This window comes from Candidatus Poribacteria bacterium, assembly GCA_021162805.1.
Classification (GTDB): Bacteria; Poribacteria; WGA-4E; order B28-G17; family B28-G17; genus JAGGXZ01.
On sequence record JAGGXZ010000020.1, the window covers coordinates 1 to 15,792 of the forward strand.

The 15,792-nt window shown below is 54.1% G+C and carries 15 protein-coding genes; 1 reads left to right on the top strand and 14 read right to left on the bottom strand.

All coding sequences use genetic code 11. The annotated features are described in order from the left end of the window. The 13 genes from J7M22_01560 to J7M22_01620 form a co-directional block, all read right to left on the bottom strand. The coding region (locus J7M22_01560; protein MCD6505287.1) for a hypothetical protein at nt 1-818 on the bottom strand (818 nt) is incomplete at its 3' end. A 141-nt stretch (nt 819-959) separates the two neighbouring features. Further along, the gene (locus J7M22_01565) at nt 960-2,237 is read right to left on the bottom strand and encodes a DegT/DnrJ/EryC1/StrS family aminotransferase (GenBank protein ID MCD6505288.1); all 1,278 of its coding nucleotides are present in this window, start codon (nt 2,235-2,237) and stop codon (nt 960-962) included. Nucleotides 2,238-2,442: 205 nt separating this feature from the next. After that, nucleotides 2,443-2,664: a helix-turn-helix domain-containing protein gene (locus J7M22_01570; GenBank protein MCD6505289.1), complete on the bottom strand. Its 222-nt coding sequence runs from the start codon at nt 2,662-2,664 to the stop codon at nt 2,443-2,445. A 58-nt stretch (nt 2,665-2,722) separates the two neighbouring features. Further along, nucleotides 2,723-4,000 (bottom strand): alpha-glucosidase/alpha-galactosidase, encoded by a 1,278-nt coding sequence (locus J7M22_01575; protein MCD6505290.1) that lies wholly within the window; start codon nt 3,998-4,000, stop codon nt 2,723-2,725. A 10-nt stretch (nt 4,001-4,010) separates the two neighbouring features. Continuing rightward, on the bottom strand, nt 4,011-4,280 hold the full coding sequence (locus J7M22_01580) for a hypothetical protein (protein MCD6505291.1): 270 nt from the start codon (nt 4,278-4,280) through the stop codon (nt 4,011-4,013). 115 nt (nt 4,281-4,395) lie between these two features. Continuing rightward, nucleotides 4,396-4,779 (bottom strand): sigma-70 family RNA polymerase sigma factor, encoded by a 384-nt coding sequence (locus J7M22_01585; GenBank protein MCD6505292.1) that lies wholly within the window; start codon nt 4,777-4,779, stop codon nt 4,396-4,398. 387 nt (nt 4,780-5,166) lie between these two features. Continuing rightward, nucleotides 5,167-5,466 carry a YtxH domain-containing protein gene (locus tag J7M22_01590; GenBank protein MCD6505293.1) on the bottom strand — a complete coding sequence of 100 codons (300 nt, stop codon included), beginning with the start codon at nt 5,464-5,466 and terminating at the stop codon, nt 5,167-5,169. Nucleotide 5,467: 1 nt separating this feature from the next. Then, a complete protein-coding gene (locus J7M22_01595; protein MCD6505294.1) occupies nt 5,468-5,932 on the bottom strand; it encodes a hypothetical protein in 465 nt (154 codons plus the stop codon). A 94-nt stretch (nt 5,933-6,026) separates the two neighbouring features. After that, nucleotides 6,027-8,687, bottom strand: a complete 2,661-nt coding sequence (gene alaS, locus J7M22_01600) for an alanine--tRNA ligase (protein MCD6505295.1) — start codon at nt 8,685-8,687, stop codon at nt 6,027-6,029. Then, nucleotides 8,684-9,325, bottom strand: a complete 642-nt coding sequence (locus J7M22_01605) for a regulatory protein RecX (protein ID MCD6505296.1) — start codon at nt 9,323-9,325, stop codon at nt 8,684-8,686. Before J7M22_01605 ends, alaS begins: the two co-directional genes overlap by 4 nt. 83 nt (nt 9,326-9,408) lie before the next feature. Continuing rightward, entirely contained in the window at nt 9,409-10,461 is a 1,053-nt protein-coding gene (locus tag J7M22_01610; protein ID MCD6505297.1) for a peptidoglycan bridge formation glycyltransferase FemA/FemB family protein, read from the bottom strand. Then, the gene (locus J7M22_01615; GenBank protein ID MCD6505298.1) at nt 10,439-11,407 is read right to left on the bottom strand and encodes a flippase-like domain-containing protein; all 969 of its coding nucleotides are present in this window, start codon (nt 11,405-11,407) and stop codon (nt 10,439-10,441) included. The genes J7M22_01610 and J7M22_01615 overlap by 23 nt, the downstream gene beginning before the upstream one ends. Next, the gene (locus J7M22_01620; GenBank protein ID MCD6505299.1) at nt 11,398-12,168 is read right to left on the bottom strand and encodes a universal stress protein; all 771 of its coding nucleotides are present in this window, start codon (nt 12,166-12,168) and stop codon (nt 11,398-11,400) included. Before J7M22_01620 ends, J7M22_01615 begins: the two co-directional genes overlap by 10 nt. Before the next feature lie 483 nt (nt 12,169-12,651). Here J7M22_01620 and J7M22_01625 point away from each other — a divergent pair, with 483 nt between their 5' ends. After that, nucleotides 12,652-14,718, top strand: a complete 2,067-nt coding sequence (locus tag J7M22_01625; GenBank protein MCD6505300.1) for an acetylxylan esterase — start codon at nt 12,652-12,654, stop codon at nt 14,716-14,718. Between the two features lie 35 nt (nt 14,719-14,753). Here the strand turns inward: J7M22_01625 and J7M22_01630 are convergent, their stop codons facing one another. Then, nucleotides 14,754-15,743, bottom strand: coding sequence for a sugar phosphate isomerase/epimerase (locus J7M22_01630; GenBank protein MCD6505301.1), 990 nt, complete (start codon nt 15,741-15,743; stop codon nt 14,754-14,756). Nucleotides 15,744-15,792 lie beyond the last annotated feature (49 nt).

A 15,792-nucleotide genomic window follows, 5' to 3' on the forward strand; every position in this document is an offset into this window, starting at 1 on the left:
GGATCAGCGTAGGCAACGAAGCAGTGAAAGCCCTCGGTCGCCCGCCAAGTGAACGTGAAAGGAACTTCCTTCATAGAGGGGATGTCGGCTGTCTTTGACCCGATGACCTTGCCGTCAACCTTCAACTGAACCTTCACCCGTTTCGCATCCAGAGCGCCTGCGTTTCTCACCCTTACCGTTATCGTTACCCTATCCCCTGGCTGAGGATTTCGGGGCTTGAACGAGATCTTCTTCCAGTCATCGTAAAATCCGAGTTCCTGATAACAACCGGCGTATTCAAAGAGTCGGCGAATCTGAAGGTTTGCTATCGGCTGGAGCTTGCCTCGGAAGCTCCACTCACAAAAATCCTTCGCTCCGTAAGCAGGTCTGAGGGCGAAGCCATTACGAAATGCAGGAAGGGGAGCAAAATCCCAAAACCACGGTTTTACATCCTTCCCCACCCACTTCCCCTTCAAAGCAACTTCGCCTCCATTCAGCTCTCTGACCCTGATGTTTCCAATTTCAAGTATGGGGTCGCCGGCCTTCTTAGGAAGTCTGAATGAGATGGTCACATTTTCGGGATTTTCTACCGAGAACTTAACCTGCACGTTCCAGAAGGGGCCCGAGGAGAGGTCAATACGATAAACCTCCTTGCCATCAACCAGCACGTGGAGAAAATAGGCACCTTTCAAGCGAGGGTATCTCTTTACCAAGCCTTCATAGCGGTTTCGCTCTTCAAAGGAAAGCACGTACTCTTTCGCTTGAAGGGACGGGGTTAGCATCAGCAGGAGAGATGCCCAGATGACAAGGCAGGCTGATACCCATGACCTTACCAGCACCGCCGATTACCTCCCGAATTTAGGAGGCAGGGCAGGAGGAGTCTCTAAGTTGATTGAGGAATGATCGGCAAACAGCTCCTGCCCTTTCCCCCTTCGTTTTGGGGTGTTATGATGTCTCAAATCTTCGTCGCCTGTGACCACTCAATCGTCCTTGAGAAGCTCATCGGCGTTCTCGGCGACCTTGCGGAACGCAAGGGCGTGTTCCTCTATGACTTTCGGATAGAACTTCTTGAACCAGGGGATGCTGAAGATGCGCGAGGGCAAAGACTCCGTCACCGGCAAGCTTCCCTTCGGTTGTCTGACGTCCCTCGATGCGTTCGCTATCCTTGTGGGTTTGCCATGACCGTATACATCCGCCTCGTTCAGCATCGGATGCAGATGAAGCGGGAAGTTCGCCCCCGGATTACAACTGCTGACACCTTCCGCCCTCACGGCCTCGCAGAACCTCTCAACGCTCAGCCCACCGAGCTCCTCGGGGACATAGAGCCCGTGCGGCGCATACCATCCTCCCATCGTGCTTCCCGAGTCCTTAGGCGGACGGTGCGCCCTTATGCCCGGAACACTCTCGAGCAGGTCCCAGAAGTAGTTCATCGCCCTCTGTATCTCCTCCATCCTCTCCCTGTAGTATTTCAGTTGCACCCTCGCAACAGCCGATGAGATCTGATGCATCCTGTATTTGTAGCCGCCAAGCGGCAGACCGGCGAACCGCTTCAGCTCGGGTATGGTCAGAACCTCATGCGTCCTCTCATAGTGCCCGAACGCGACCGCCCTCTCGTATATCTCCCTGTCGTCGGTGATCAGTATCCCCCCTTCCCCTGCGATCAGGGATTTGCCGGACATAAGCGAAAAGGCGGCCACGTGCCCGATCGTGCCGACCAGCCTTCCCTTGTAGAGTCCGCCGTGGGCATGGGAACAGTCCTCTATGACCTTGATGCCGTGTCTTTCGGCTACCTCCATTATGGGGTCCATGTCGGTTGGATAACCGCAGTAGTGGACTACGACTATAGCCTTGGTCCCGTCGGTTATCCTCCTCTCCACGTCCTTGGGGTCGAGAGTTAGAGTGTTGGGATCGACCTCGGCAAAGACAATCGTGGCGCCGAGCGACAGCGCCGGCAGAGCGGAAGCCCAGTATGTGAGGCTCTGGCAGATTATCTCGTCGCCGACTCCGACCCCGCATCCGAACATGGCCGCATGAAGTGCGGCTGTGCCGTTGTTGTGGGCAAGGGCATACTTCACCCCATGCCACTTGGCGAACTCCTCCTCGAACTTCCTGGTCACATCGGTCCCGGACATCTTCCCCGCCCGCAACACCTCAAGCGCTGCCTCCTCGTCCTCCTTTGTTATGATGGGCCATGAGAAGATGTCTCCCGGGTCGGTCTGGACGGCTTTCGGTCCGCCTTTTATCGCCAGCTTGCTCATCTTCCTCTTCCTCCTTTCTTTCGGCCTCACATATAAGATTAGCCCATCGAGGGGGGATTTGTCAAGATATTTTGTAAAGTAGATCTTAAACTAACTTTCACTCACAACAGCAGCCTTTGACCTGTGTCCATCTCAAGTGCGCGTCGTTTGTACTCGTAGTCAAATCGCTCAGGCTGCCCCGGCTTGGATGGCAGAGGCTTGCGAGTCATGGCTTGAGCCCTTTTTTCAACACCTGGCGCACGGTCTCATGCGAGATGCCCTCTATCACTTTCAGCTCCACTAACCTGTCGGCTAACAGTTGCAGGGTCCAGCACTTGCGACCCTCAGGCGGTTCACCTCTGGCTAAGGTTTCCAGGATAGCTTCTCCTCTCCCATCCAGTTTCTTACGAGCTCCAGGGCGTGGGTCTTCATTGAGGGACCAAGGCACATGGCATGACCTTGATGATGCAGGATCTGATTTTACCTCCGGCGACGCGATTTGGAGGTTAAATCGGGATCAGATCGCCATGCGCTTCGAGAAGCTCATCCAGGATCCTCCTGGCCGCCTGAGGGGTCGGCACCAACGGGTCCGCCATCATTGCCTGAAGGGCGAGCTTATAGCTTCTCTTTGCGGCCGCTTCGGCGATCAACTCCTGCTCGTAGATACGAGGCGCTATGAGCGAGGCTATGCCCTCGGGGATCTCTCCCACCGATACCCCCTTAACGCCGAACCAGCCGACAACGGCCGGAACCTCAACCACTCCGATCTCCGGCAGGTTCCCTATCAACCCTGCATTGGGGAGATTGACGGCATCGAAAAGCCGAGGCGAGCCCTCTACCATCGAGGCTATTATCTCGATCGCCTCCTCGCCGGAGGGACGGAGGTATTTATCCAGCGGGAACGGCTCCGACTCTGCATCCCTTCTCACCTCCTCCCAGTACTCCCTGCTCTGACCGTAGGGTTTCATGGGCGTGAATCCATATCTTCGTATCATATCCCCCGACGTGAGATAATGTGGTAGGAACTCAACTATGTGTCTGTCCCCCGGCACCGGTATGGCGTCGTATATCTCGAAAAGCTCGAATGTCACTCGCATCCAGTCCGGGGTTCCCTCAGAACGGATCTTCTCCCTGAGCATATCAAACCCGTTATCCCCATTCACCATGAACCTCAGTATCCAATTGAAATGGTTTATTCCGGCGGCGAAGACACTGGTCCGTTCTACAGGCACGCTCAGAAATTGAGCCAGAGCTCCCTGTGTGCCCCTGAGGCCGTGGCATAGCCCTATGGTTTTGATCCTGCTCCCCTTGATGGCCGCCATACAGACCGGTGTGAGGGGGTTGGAGTAGTTTATGAGCCAGGCCTCCGGACAGAGCTCCTCCATATCGCGGCATATGGCGAGCGTATGAGGGATAACCCTTAGGGCCCGGGATATCCCCCCTGGCCCCATCGTATCGCCGACCGTTTGGAGTACTCCGTGTTTCAGAGGTATCTCTATGTCCTTTTCCCATGCCTCTTTGCCTCCGATGGCGATCGTCTGGATGACGAAATTCGCTCCCGGCAGCAGATCTCTCCTCTCGGTTGAGCTTTCGATCTCGATCTCCGAGTTGCTGTGCTCGGCCATCCTGTGGGCCAAGGCGGATATCAGCTCCAGCGCCTCCTCATCTATGTCGCACAGACCGACCGTGAATCCCCTGAGCTTTTCGTTGAGTATGATGTCCGATATCAGTCCTCTTGAGAATACGATGCTTCCGGCACCTATAATGACTATCTTACCCGACATGTTGTCCACCTCAACTATTAGATTTCAGATATTTCAAAGGGCTTTCCAAGATGTAATACCCGGATTCCTTTGCAAACTGCTGAACCAACCAGACATGGCCAGCCCCAATAATCAACAGGATACGATCGCCCGGCTCCGTGATCCAGGTCAGATTTACGAAGATCTTGAGATTCCTGCCGTACCAGTATTGAACCCAATCCGCTCCAGGATACAGGTCATCTTTCCCAAATTCGGGCATATGATAGCTGCCTAGGATCATAAATCTAGGTTTTCTAACCATGATCTTCCCCCTATCTGTTTCTGTTTATCCCTGTCTCACATCTGAAGTTACCTCAGAAGCACGGCCGGTTTGAGCGACCATGCGAGCAGTTGTGTAAGTCGCCGGACCATAGGTTCTAACCATATCTGCCGGGATGAAGCGCGGGCATCTTCACCGCCCCTACGCTCTTGCCATACCGCTTACTTAATTCCCTATAGCTCTCACCGCTTAACCGACCCCACAGCATCCCTCTATCATCCTCACACAATCCCTCCATCGCATCATAAAATATCTCCTCCGCTTCCCTCCTCAAAAGCTCATCCTCAAATGACCTCTCATCCGGTATCTCCTCTTCCAGCTCCTCTATCGAGATGACCTGGAGATCCCTTCTCCTTCTGAGCGACCATCTTCCTGGCTGGGATCGTTTCGGGATACCGGTAGGATTAAAGGCGATATCATCGGTCCTGCATTGGAGGAAGGGGAATGGGAGATCATGACCGATGAGGCTCCTTCCGGACACTCACATTTTCATCTGGGGCCTTATAGGAACCTGAACGGTTAAGTTCTCGAGTGGCTGAGGCGGGCGAGTAACGTATAAGGTGCTTTTCCCCATCGCTGCTCGCCCTGTCTCTGACATCCTCCCACGGCTAAAGCACGTGGGGTTCCCACAGGGAACTTTAAAGGTTGGGGGTTAACTATACTCCGTCGAAGTATAGTCCTTTACCCCATCGGGCCGGGAACCGGCGTTCCCAGTCTGGCCATTAGGCCGGGCGGTATCAGGCCCCCCTTGCCGCAAGAGACATGCTCCTACGGCAGCGATGTTAATAGCTGCATTGCGGTCCGCTGCATACTTTCATCCCACCCTTAAAAGGATGGGCTTTCCCGGCGGCTCTCGTAACGGTGAGGATTAAGCCTCCTCGGCCTCCTTCTCCAGCTCCTCCTTGGTCTTTTTAAACGTCTCCTTCCCCGCCTCGACGGCGGCCTTGACGGTGGTCTTGATCTCGTCGACCGCCTCCTCTAAGGTCTCCTTGGCGGTCTCTACCTTGTTGATCGCCTTCTCCTTAACGTCGAGGGTCGTCTCTTTGATCTTTCTACGCGTCTCCCCGCCGGAAGATGGGGCGAACAGCAGGGTTAATCCTGCCCCGATCAGTCCGCCGGCGATAAATGCGATGAATATCGCCGTGCCACATCCCTTTCCCTCATCCATATCATTCACCTCCACCTTTCCTTTTTGCCCTTATTTTGGAGATCTCCTCTGCCACGACCGATCCGCCGGCCTTCAACGCCCTCCAGAAGCTGATGATCTCCACGGCCGGTTCGAACAGCTTATCCCTGTAGAACTTGGCTTTATCTATCGTTTCGTCCGAGAACTGGGCGGCCTTTTCGGCGGTCATCTCGATCCTGCTGACAACCTCCCCAATCCGTTCCGTCATCTGTCTGAGGTTCCCCGCCATGGGCTCCACCTGAGCCGATATAGCTGAGATGGTCTCGTCGACGTTTTTAATGGTCTCCTCGACCTTCGGTATCTCCCCCTTGATCTCCTCAACGGTCTGCCGCACGGAATCGATCGTGTTTTTTATCCTGGGCAACAGGGCCAAGGTGAGATAGAGCACAAGCCCTATTAGCGCCAAGAGGCACAGTATAGCGCATACTATCAGGATACCGATTAGCATCTCACTCTCCCAAATCCTTTTAGCTCTCAGCTATTAGCTACCAGCTTTAACTGAATGCTGATAGCTGCCGATCGCTCTTTAATATTATTTCGGCTCAATCGCCGGATCTGATAAGCCTGCGCAGGATCTGCGGCGCGGCCTCCAGGGCCTGGGTGAGCTTCGAGGGGTCTCTCCCTCCCGCCTGCGCCATCTCGGGCCTGCCTCCACCGCCGCCGCCGGTTATCTTGGCTACCTCCCTGACGATATCACCGGCTTTGATGCCTCTCCTCACCAGATCAGGGGTGACCCCGGCGACGAAGACGACCTTCCCGCCCAGGTCTGATCCCAGCACCGTCACGACCGATCCCATCCGGTTCTTGATCTCGTCCACCATGCTCCTCAGCCTCTCAACGGGCACCCCGGAGAAAGCGTGTGTGACCAATTTGACCCCTTCTATCTCCTGGACTGAGCCGAGAAGCTCACTCACCTGGGAGGAAGCCATTTTCGACTCCAGCCGCGATATCTCCTTGCGCAGTTCCCTGGTCTCCTCCAGCAGCCTTTCAACCCTCCCGACCACCTCCTCGCGTTTGACTTTCAGGAGTTCAGCTAATCTGCCGAGCTGGAGATCGATCTCCCGTTGCAGCAGATACGCCTTTTCGCCTACGACGGCCTCGATGCGTCTGATTCCGGCGGCGATGCTTCCCTCGGAGACGATTTTAAAGAGCCCTATCTGTCCTGTCCGTCTGAGGTGGGTTCCGCCGCAGAGTTCTGAGCTTATGTTCCCTATGGTTATAACCCTGACCATCTCCCCGTATTTCTCGCCGAACAAGGCTATAGCGCCTTTCTCCCTCGCCTCCTCCAACCTCATCACACTGGCGTTCACCGGCATATCCTGCATTATCCATCGGTTGACCGTCCTTTCGATCTCGAAGAGCTCCTCCTGGGATAGAGCTTCGTAATGCGAGAAGTCGAACCTCAACCTTCCGGGCTCGACGAGCGATCCAGACTGCCTCGCGTGCTCGCCTAGAACCTTACGCAGGGCGGCATGCAGTAGATGAGTGGCGGTGTGAGCCCTGGCGGTCTCCAAACGATCCCACTCGTTAACCTGTGCCTTAACCTCATCTCCGGCCAAGAGTTCGCCTTCGAGAATTCTGCATCTATGAACGATGAGATCAGGCGACGGCCTGAAGGCATCGATCACCTCGATGACGGCCCTCTCGGAGATCATTCTTCCCTTATCGCCCACCTGTCCTCCTGCCTCGCCGTAGAACGGGGTTCTATCGAGGACGACCTCCACCTCCTTACCCCTGGAAGCTGAGGAGATCATCTCGCCTGAACGTATAAGCGCCACGACTTTTGCCGTCGCGTTGAGGGTTTCATACCCGATGAACTGTGTTGGGCCGAACTCCTTGAGCACGTCGGCGTAAACTGAAGCCTTTGTGTAATCCACATCCCCCCGCCATGACGCGCGTCCTCTCTCCCTCTGTTCGTCCATCGCCCTTCTAAAGCCCATCTCGTCCACCACAAAACCCCTTTCACGCGCTATGAGCTGTGTCAGATCCAGGGGGAAACCATAGGTGTCATATAACTCAAACGCCTTCCTGCCCGGTATGACCTTTCCGCCTTCAGCTTTAAGCCTCTCCAGCTCCTCCTCCAGGATCTCCAACCCTCTGTCCAGGGTTCTGTGGAACCTCTCCTCCTCGGATTTGATGATCCTCTCTATAAACTCCCTTCGTTCCCGTACCTCGGGATAGGCATCACCCATGATGAGTTGAATCGGCTCGACCAATCTCCATATGAAGGGTTTATCCATACCGATCCTCTTGCCGTAGAGGATAGCACGTCGGATGATCCGTCTGATCACGTATCCTCGCCCTTCGTTGGACGGCATGACCCCATCGGCGATGGCGAAGGCCGCGCATCTGGAGTGATCAGCCAGAACGCGATGCGGCGTGCCCCGGCTGTCGCTGTGATACTCATATCCGCTCAATTCACAGATCATCTCCACGATCGGCATGAAGAGATCGGTGAGATAATCATCCCGTCTATCCTGCAACACGGCAACAATCCTTTCGAGCCCCATTCCCGTGTCCACGTGCCTTTCAGGCAGCGGTTCGAGTTCGCCCCTCTCGTTTCGATTATACTGCATGAAGACGAGGTTCCAAAGCTCAACGAATCTTGGACATCCGGTATTGACACCGCACACGTGGTCTGGATCGTCATTCTGACAGGCGTCAGGGCCGAGATCTATGTGGATCTCGGAGCACGGCCCGCAGGGACCCGTCTCACCCATCTCCCAGAAGTTATCCTCTGCCCCGAACCTGAGCACCCTGCCTTTCAGGATATCGGTCTCCTGATACCAGTATTCCTCCGATTCATCATCCTCCTCATAGACAGTTGCCCAGAGCTTCTCCTTGGGTATCTTCCACACCTCCGTCAACAGCTCCCACGCGAACTGGATCGCCTCCCTCTTGTAGTAATCCCCGAAGGACCAGTTGCCGAGCATCTCAAAGAAGGTGTGATGATAGGTGTCATGTCCCACTTGTTCCAGATCGTTATGCTTCCCGCTGACGCGGATGCACTTCTGCGAGTTCGCGGCTCGCCTGTAGCTCCGTTTCCCCGTGCCGAGGAAGACATCCTTAAACTGATTCATCCCCGCGTTTGTGAAAAGCAGAGTCGGATCGTTTGCCGGTATGAGCGAGTCGCTCGGGACGATCGTATGTCCTTTTGATCTGAAAAAATCAAGGAAGCTCGATCTGACCTCGTTTCCCTTCATTCCTCCTCTTCCTCCAGGACCTCATCGATGACTTTTTTCACCAGCTCAAGCTCAAAGCCACGTCTTGTCAGGAAGCCGTAAAGCCTTCTCCTGGCCACGACCTTATTGAGTTTGGAATAATGCTTTCTCGCCTGAGCCCTGGCGGCTTTGAGAGCAGCCTGATATTCGGTGGACTCATCTATCTCATCCAGGACCCTATCGACTGTGGATTTGTCTATCCCCCTTCTGAGCAGCTCGGCCTTGAGAAGCGATCTCCCCCTCGGATTGTTTCTGAGCCTGGACGAGACCCAGTTTCGGGCATATCGTTCATCCCTGATATAACCCATTCTTTTGAGGGCATCGATCGTCGTGTTGATGGCCTCGGTGGAGAACCCTTTGCTCGCCAGCTTTCTGGTCATCTGGCGGGCCGTGTAATCCCGGCAGACGAGGAGATCGAAGGCATAATTCTTCGCCCTGTGCAACTCGTCCTCACGTGCCACCTCACGAATGGCATCGGCATCTATCTCCACCCCCACTCGCAACCCATGTTTAACCATGAGGTTCTCGTCCAGATTGAACCGGCTGCCGTCCTCCAGGGTGATCATCCAGCGTGATCTATGCCTTGGGTCGGGCTTGATCTCGACGATCTTGATACCCATAGCAAAGGATATAATATAAGAACTGAGCGGAAAAGTCAAGCGTATTCCCATGAGGAGACAGGGGACGGTCTCATAGCGGACACCTACCGATCGCCTTTCCCTTTTAATTTCGCCTTGGTCGATTGTAGGAGCGAGTAAAATCTTCTCAGATCAGGCTCGATTCTCTCCCATACCCTCTTTTTGGCCGGCGAGAAGACCTTATGATAGATCTCGAAATCAAATCTCACCGCCCCCCATTCCTCTTTGAAGGCCACCAGTCCTCGGTTTTCGGGAGGCGACGCGCCGAAATCGACCCACTCGTATCCGTTCTGGCAGCCCCACTTTATCACCTCGTTGAAGATCAGGTTGTTGGGCCTATAGGATCTGAACTCACGCAATGAGGCTCCACACCAGAGCGTTATGGTCTTGCCGAAGGTCAGAAAGAGCAATCCGGCGATGACCTTCCCCTCCACCTCGGCGACGATCAGATCGCCTATCGGGCTGGTCTGGACGTATCTGAGCAGCTCATATGGCTTGGGTGGACTTCTGAATCGAAGCATCGCCTTCAGATATATCCTATAGAACTCCCTTAATTTATCTTCGGATTTCGTCCTAGACCACCTTACGCTGAGCCTGTTCGCCTTTCTAACGGCGGTTCTAACCCTAGGGTTATATGATCTCCATATCCTCTCGAAATCGGGATCAAGCCTGAGGAGATGTGTGAATTTCCCCTCCGATTGATCCGCCCACCTCTGAAGTTCCGTCCTTAAGCTTTCAAGAGAAAGCGGCGGTCTTGTGATGATAAGCTCATATGCCCCGTTTTGACGGGCGATCCGCTCCATCGCGGCGATCGAGGATCGGATCAGATCCGTATCTTCAAGCAGGTCTCCCCTCACCATCGGCCCGCCGAAGAGGTTCCATGGCATGGAGAGGGCCGATTTGAAGGTTGGAAACGGACGGAAGAGGAAGATCGGTATGGCGACAAGGTTTTCACCGTTACCCCTCATGAGGAAATAGTACGGTACCATGCCGACGAACCGTTCCGACAACGCGCATCGCCATGACCAGGAGTTGAAGGGCGTGGAATAGGGACACATCCGGACGAATCCATCCCACGTTTCCCTTTTCTCGATTTCAACCAGATCGTATCCTCTCATGGTCGATCAACCTTCTCATCGTAAAACCGAGTCCACCGCATATCAACGAGTATCCGATGATAATGCCGTGAAGGCTGAACCCCGATGCGATCGCTCTCCCGCTTTCCTCGCCGAGGCTGACGAGGGCCCAGCTCCACGGCGCCTCTACCGTCCCCAACCCGGCTATGCTTTGAATCGGGATGAGGTTGAGAAACCCGGTGAACGACAAAGCAAAGATGACCTTCAGCCATCCGAAGTTAAATTTCATCCCATCTACCAGATAACATTGGAGGAAAAGTCTGATCCCGAGGGCGACCGATGAGATCGGCGCTATCCCAAGCAGGATCTCGCGCGATCGAAACCGACCGATCTCCTCCAGTAGATCCGCTATCCTATCGAAAACCATCCTCGATGGCCATCTCCTATCCCTGAACCACATGGCCAGCTTAGCCCCCTTAACCCAAAGCAGGCCGAGCGATCCGAGAAGAAACAGAACGAAACCCAGGGGGATGATGAAGAGCGTCGCCAGGGAGGCAGCCTCCTCAAGTTCACCCACGAAATAGAACCCCAAAGCCAACAGGAGCATCAAATTCAGCGATGCGTCCACCACGCTGCCGATGAGTAGTGATGAGAGACCTCTTGTAAGCTTGATTCCATTTCCGGCTTTGACCATGTAGAGATAGGATAGGTCGCCCGCTCTCATCGGCAACAGATTCGACCAGAAACTGTAGAGCAACATCACGGGGAAGAGCCTCGCCGGCGAGATCTCCCTCTTCAATAACAGGCTGAACCTGATCGCCTTAACCATATTAAGGGTGAGATAGATCAGAAGGCCGAAGAAAGCAGTGGTCAGGGAAAGTGACCTGAAGGCTCTCGCGATCTCCCCGAATTGAACCTTCGATACCAAAAAGGCGGCTAGAGCTAAGGCTAATACCGCTGTCAGAAGCCTTAAAGGTTTTACTTGCACACCAATACCGCTCTGTTAGCCAGCTTCGCCACCGTGTCGGTGGTGCTGTTGAAGATCGCCTCATAGAGCTTGCCGCGCCGGCTGGCCCCAAGGGCGATCAGATCACACTCTTTGCTATCGGCCGTCTCGATTATGTTGGCCACTGTGAAGCCCAGCTCCGTATCAACCTCGACATCGATCCCTCTGAATCTGAAATACGTGAGCATATCTTTGGCGATGCTGTTCGATTCCGGGACGGTATCGGCGATGGCAAGTCCCGTCAGTTCGACGCCGAGCCTTTCGCTGAGCTCCGTTGCGAGTTCCAAAGCCCTATCCGAGTAATTATCTCCCCTGTGCACGATCAGGGCGCGCGTCAGTTCGAGGCAGCTCTCATGAACCACCAGCACCGGTTTGCTGCTGTCGATCAAGATCTCATCTATTTCGTTATAGACCAGCTCTAATCCTTTGGTCTTTATCTCCTCCGGCATTCCGACCACGATCAAATCTACCATCCTGCCCATACGGCAGATCTCCGGCGCTCGCTTTCCTGGAACGACGGTTGTCTCGAACCTGACGCCGGCTTCTTGACATTCCTCCCTGACGGTCACGAAGGTTTCCGCGGCTAGGAGATCGGGATTAAAGTTCTCTTCATCATCAATCTCGCCCGGAAAGGCAACGCATACCAAGAAGGCGTTTAATCCTTTCGCCAGGTTTAAGGCGTATTCGAAAGCGGCCACCTCATGTTTAGCATTACCGACAGATACCAATATGCTTCTGATCATTATCCCATTTACCTCCTGATGTCTTTGTATCGCTCATATTACCGTTAAGTGTAGCGGAGATCTGAGAGGTCAGAAGTGCTTATTTCTCAGGGCGAAAAGGAACGAGGAACCGGGATGGAAAACGTTACAACGTTAAACGTTGAACGTGCAACGGATTTCCCTTCTCCTCGCTCCTACTCATAGATAACCGCTACACTCAAGGGGAATATGAGCGTTTTGTATTATTTAGGATATCCCAGATCCCAGGAAAAGTCAATGTGAGCTCTCGAGTTCTTGGAGATGTTGCGCTTGACGTAGTCCTCGCTCCTGTGTTACGATAAAGTTTGCCATAGACGCCGGGCCCGGAGGAGGTTTCTCTTTCAACGCCATAACGGCGTTTCTGACGATAATGTTAGGCTAGCCTTTGCCTTACAAAGGGGCTTGATATATCGATCCAAATTGTGGTATATTATCCGACGCTTAAAGATCCTTGGGAGAGGCTAAATGGAAGGCGATTATCCCCTCGAAGTCCTGGGTGAACCGGACGGAGAGGTGATGCCCAGATATTTCAGAAAGCTTATGAAGCTTTTCGCCTCCGAATTTGTCCGGGTCAAAACCAAGGAGGATTGGGATAGACATCGCGAGAAGTTAAGATCCTATCTGCTTCTGTCATTGGGGGAGCTACCGGATGAGCGGACATCGCTCGAACCGAGGATCTTGGGGGAGATAAGGAGGGATGGATATCTGATTCGCAAGCTTATCTTTCAATCCCGCCCGAACCTATTCGTTACGGCTAACCTGTATCTGCCGATCGACCTACACGCCCCTGCGCCCGCCATCCTTAGCGTACATGGCCACTTCAACGGCGCTAAAACTAACCCTATCGTTCAGACGCGAAACATCGCCCTTGCCAAAAGGGGATATGTCGTCCTATGCCTCGATTCGATAGGCTCCGGAGAGAGAGCATATCGTGGGATAACGTATCACGGCGTGCAGCTCGGCGCTCAGGTTTTCCCCGCGGGGATGACATTACAGGGAATGCAGGTGTGGGATAATATGCGAGCGATAGATTATCTCCGGTCACTTGACGAGGTCGATCCCGAGAGAATCGGATGCACGGGAGCTTCCGGCGGGGGCAATCAGACCTATTATCTGGCCGCACTGGATGAAAGGATTAAAGTTGCCGTGCCTGTATGCGGTGTTGGAAGCTATGAGGGTTATCTGGACGGCCCCTGTTGCGTGTGTGAGATGGTCCCCGGAGTGATGAGATACGCCGAGCAGGCTGACATCCTCTCCCTGATAGCCCCCAGACCTCTCCTCATAGTGAGTGCTGTCCACGATCAAGCATCACATTTCAGATTTAAGGATGTCGTGGAGAAAACCTTCCCGAAGGTGAAGGAGATCTATGAACTACTAGGGGCGGGCGATAGGATCGAACTTTATCCGGTTGAATCGGAGCACGGATACAACAGAGAGATGCGGCAGGCGATGTACGCCTGGTTCGATAGATGGCTTAAAGGGATTCAACACCCCGATCCTTCAGAACCCCAGATCACCCCTGAGGAGCCCAAGATGCTCCTGTGTCTCGACGATCAGGGTATGCCCCCGAACGCGGAGAGCCTTCCCTCCCTGGCATATAAAACGGCCAAGATCAACATATCGAAGATCGGACCACCTCCCAACGGGTCGATCTGGCTGAGACAGCGCGAGCTTATGAGGGATCAAATCATCCATGAGGTGTTCAGGGGATTCCCCAGACGATCAAGGCTTAACGTCAGGCTGGTAGACAGGGTGAGCTTTGAGGGATATGTGCTCGAGAAGATGACCTATAACAGCGAAGGTGGGGTGATCATACCCGTCCTGCTCCTCATCCCCAAGCGAAGACGAAAGCCCAGGCCGCTCGTCGTTCAGATCCACCACGAGGGTAAGGAAGCGGCCTTTAGAAGTGGGCTGCCGGAGAAACTCGTCGAGAACGGGCATATCGTTATGCTCTTAGATCAAAGGGGAGTTGGAGAGACCAGGTGGGAGAAAGCGGAGGCGGTTGGGGTTGAGGATTATCAGTATTTCCAGAACTCCACCTTCCTCGGGAAACCCTACTTAGGGATGTGCGTGTGGGATGTGCTTCGTGGAATCGATTATATGGTCAATCAGGTGAGGATCGATCCCAACAGAATTGCCTGCATCGGGGGAGGCATCGGCGGACTGATCGCCTTGTTTTGCGCCGCATTGGATGAGAGGATAACAGCCGCCGCATCCTTGGACATGCTGGGTAGCTTCCTATACCCCGATAAGTTCTCGGATGTCTTCCCGATGTCCGTCTTTCTCCCCAATATCACGCGGCATGCGGATATACCACACGTGGCTTCCCTGTGTGCGCCGAGACCCCTCCTTTTGATGAACCCTCTCAACGGAAGCGGTGCTCGGATGAGCGAGGAGGAGGCAGAGGAGATCTTCTTCTGGACAAGGGAGACGTACAGATCGCTGGAGTCTCAGAATAACTTCAAGATATGGATGGGCGATGATGGACGTGACGAATTCCTGGTGAGGTGGATCTACAGGAGCCTTGATTGACGCGGCCGGCTTTGAGGCCGACCGCATCGATGTGATTATCTTTCAAAGGCGGCATCAAAGGCAACTCTGGACGGCTCGAAGTCCAACCTCCTGACAAATTCACAGGCTTCCTTGGCGCCGTGTTCTCGATCCATGCCGCTATCCTCCCATTCCACGGAAAGCGGCCCATCGTATCCGATCTGATTCAACGCCCTGATGATCTCCTCAAAGTTGATCTCACCTCTTCCCGGCGATCGGAAGTCCCATCCCCTTCTGGGATCTCCAAAATTGAGGTGAGAGGAAAGTATACCGCTGTATCCGTCGAGGGTTACCTTCGCGTCCTTGACATGGACGTGATAAATCCTATCGCTGAACTTTTTGATGAACTTGACCGGATCGACGCCCTGCCAATGTAGGTGACTGGGATCGAAATTGAAACCGAACTCCGGCCTGTAATTGAGGGTTTCAAGCGCTTTCTCCGCCGTGTAGAGGTCGAAGGCTATCTCAGTCGGATGTACCTCCAGGGCGAACTTCACATCGCATTCCTTGAACACGTCCAGGATGGGGTTCCACTTCTCGGCCAGCATCTCAAACCCCGCCTCAATATCGGCCGGATCAACGGGCGGGAAGGAGTAGATGAGATGCCATATGGGTGAGCCGGTGAATCCGTTGACGACCTTAACACCCAGGTTCTTGGCAGCTACGGCCGCTTTCTTCATATGTTCTATCGCCCACTCCCTTTTTTTCTCCGGATCGCCCTTGCACTCATCCGGAACCCAGTCATCTGACCGTTTGTCATTGGGATCGAGGACCATCTGTCCGGTGAGATGATTGCTTATGGCCCACACCTTAAGACCGTATTTGGCCAGGAGTTCCTTTCTCTGTTCACAGTAGCTTGGATCTTCGGCGGCCTTTTCCACATCGAAGTGGTCTCCCCAACAGGCGAGTTCCAAACCGTCATATCCCCACTCGCTCGCCTTTTGGGCGAGCTCCTCGAGCGGCATGTCGGCCCACTGGCCGGTAAATAGCGTCACTGGCCTTGCCATTTCCTCCCTCCTTAAGGTTTTCCTTGCGCTAAGATTATATCACCTCTCG

What these genes read in the sequence shown, in the direction of transcription:
- J7M22_01565 (MCD6505288.1), bottom strand. Translation starts at nt 2,237, where the DNA reads ATGAGCAAGCTGGCGATAAAAGGCGGACCGAAAGCCGTCCAGACCGAC.
- J7M22_01575 (MCD6505290.1), bottom strand. Translation starts at nt 4,000, where the DNA reads ATGTCGGGTAAGATAGTCATTATAGGTGCCGGAAGCATCGTATTCTCA.
- J7M22_01580 (MCD6505291.1), bottom strand. Translation starts at nt 4,280, where the DNA reads ATGGTTAGAAAACCTAGATTTATGATCCTAGGCAGCTATCATATGCCC.
- J7M22_01590 (MCD6505293.1), bottom strand. Translation starts at nt 5,466, where the DNA reads ATGGATGAGGGAAAGGGATGTGGCACGGCGATATTCATCGCATTTATC.
- J7M22_01595 (MCD6505294.1), bottom strand. Translation starts at nt 5,932, where the DNA reads ATGCTAATCGGTATCCTGATAGTATGCGCTATACTGTGCCTCTTGGCG.
- alaS (MCD6505295.1), bottom strand. Translation starts at nt 8,687, where the DNA reads ATGAAGGGAAACGAGGTCAGATCGAGCTTCCTTGATTTTTTCAGATCA.
- J7M22_01605 (MCD6505296.1), bottom strand. Translation starts at nt 9,325, where the DNA reads ATGGGTATCAAGATCGTCGAGATCAAGCCCGACCCAAGGCATAGATCA.
- J7M22_01610 (MCD6505297.1), bottom strand. Translation starts at nt 10,461, where the DNA reads ATGAGAGGATACGATCTGGTTGAAATCGAGAAAAGGGAAACGTGGGAT.
- J7M22_01620 (MCD6505299.1), bottom strand. Translation starts at nt 12,168, where the DNA reads ATGATCAGAAGCATATTGGTATCTGTCGGTAATGCTAAACATGAGGTG.
- J7M22_01625 (MCD6505300.1), top strand. Translation starts at nt 12,652, where the DNA reads ATGGAAGGCGATTATCCCCTCGAAGTCCTGGGTGAACCGGACGGAGAG.
- J7M22_01630 (MCD6505301.1), bottom strand. Translation starts at nt 15,743, where the DNA reads ATGGCAAGGCCAGTGACGCTATTTACCGGCCAGTGGGCCGACATGCCG.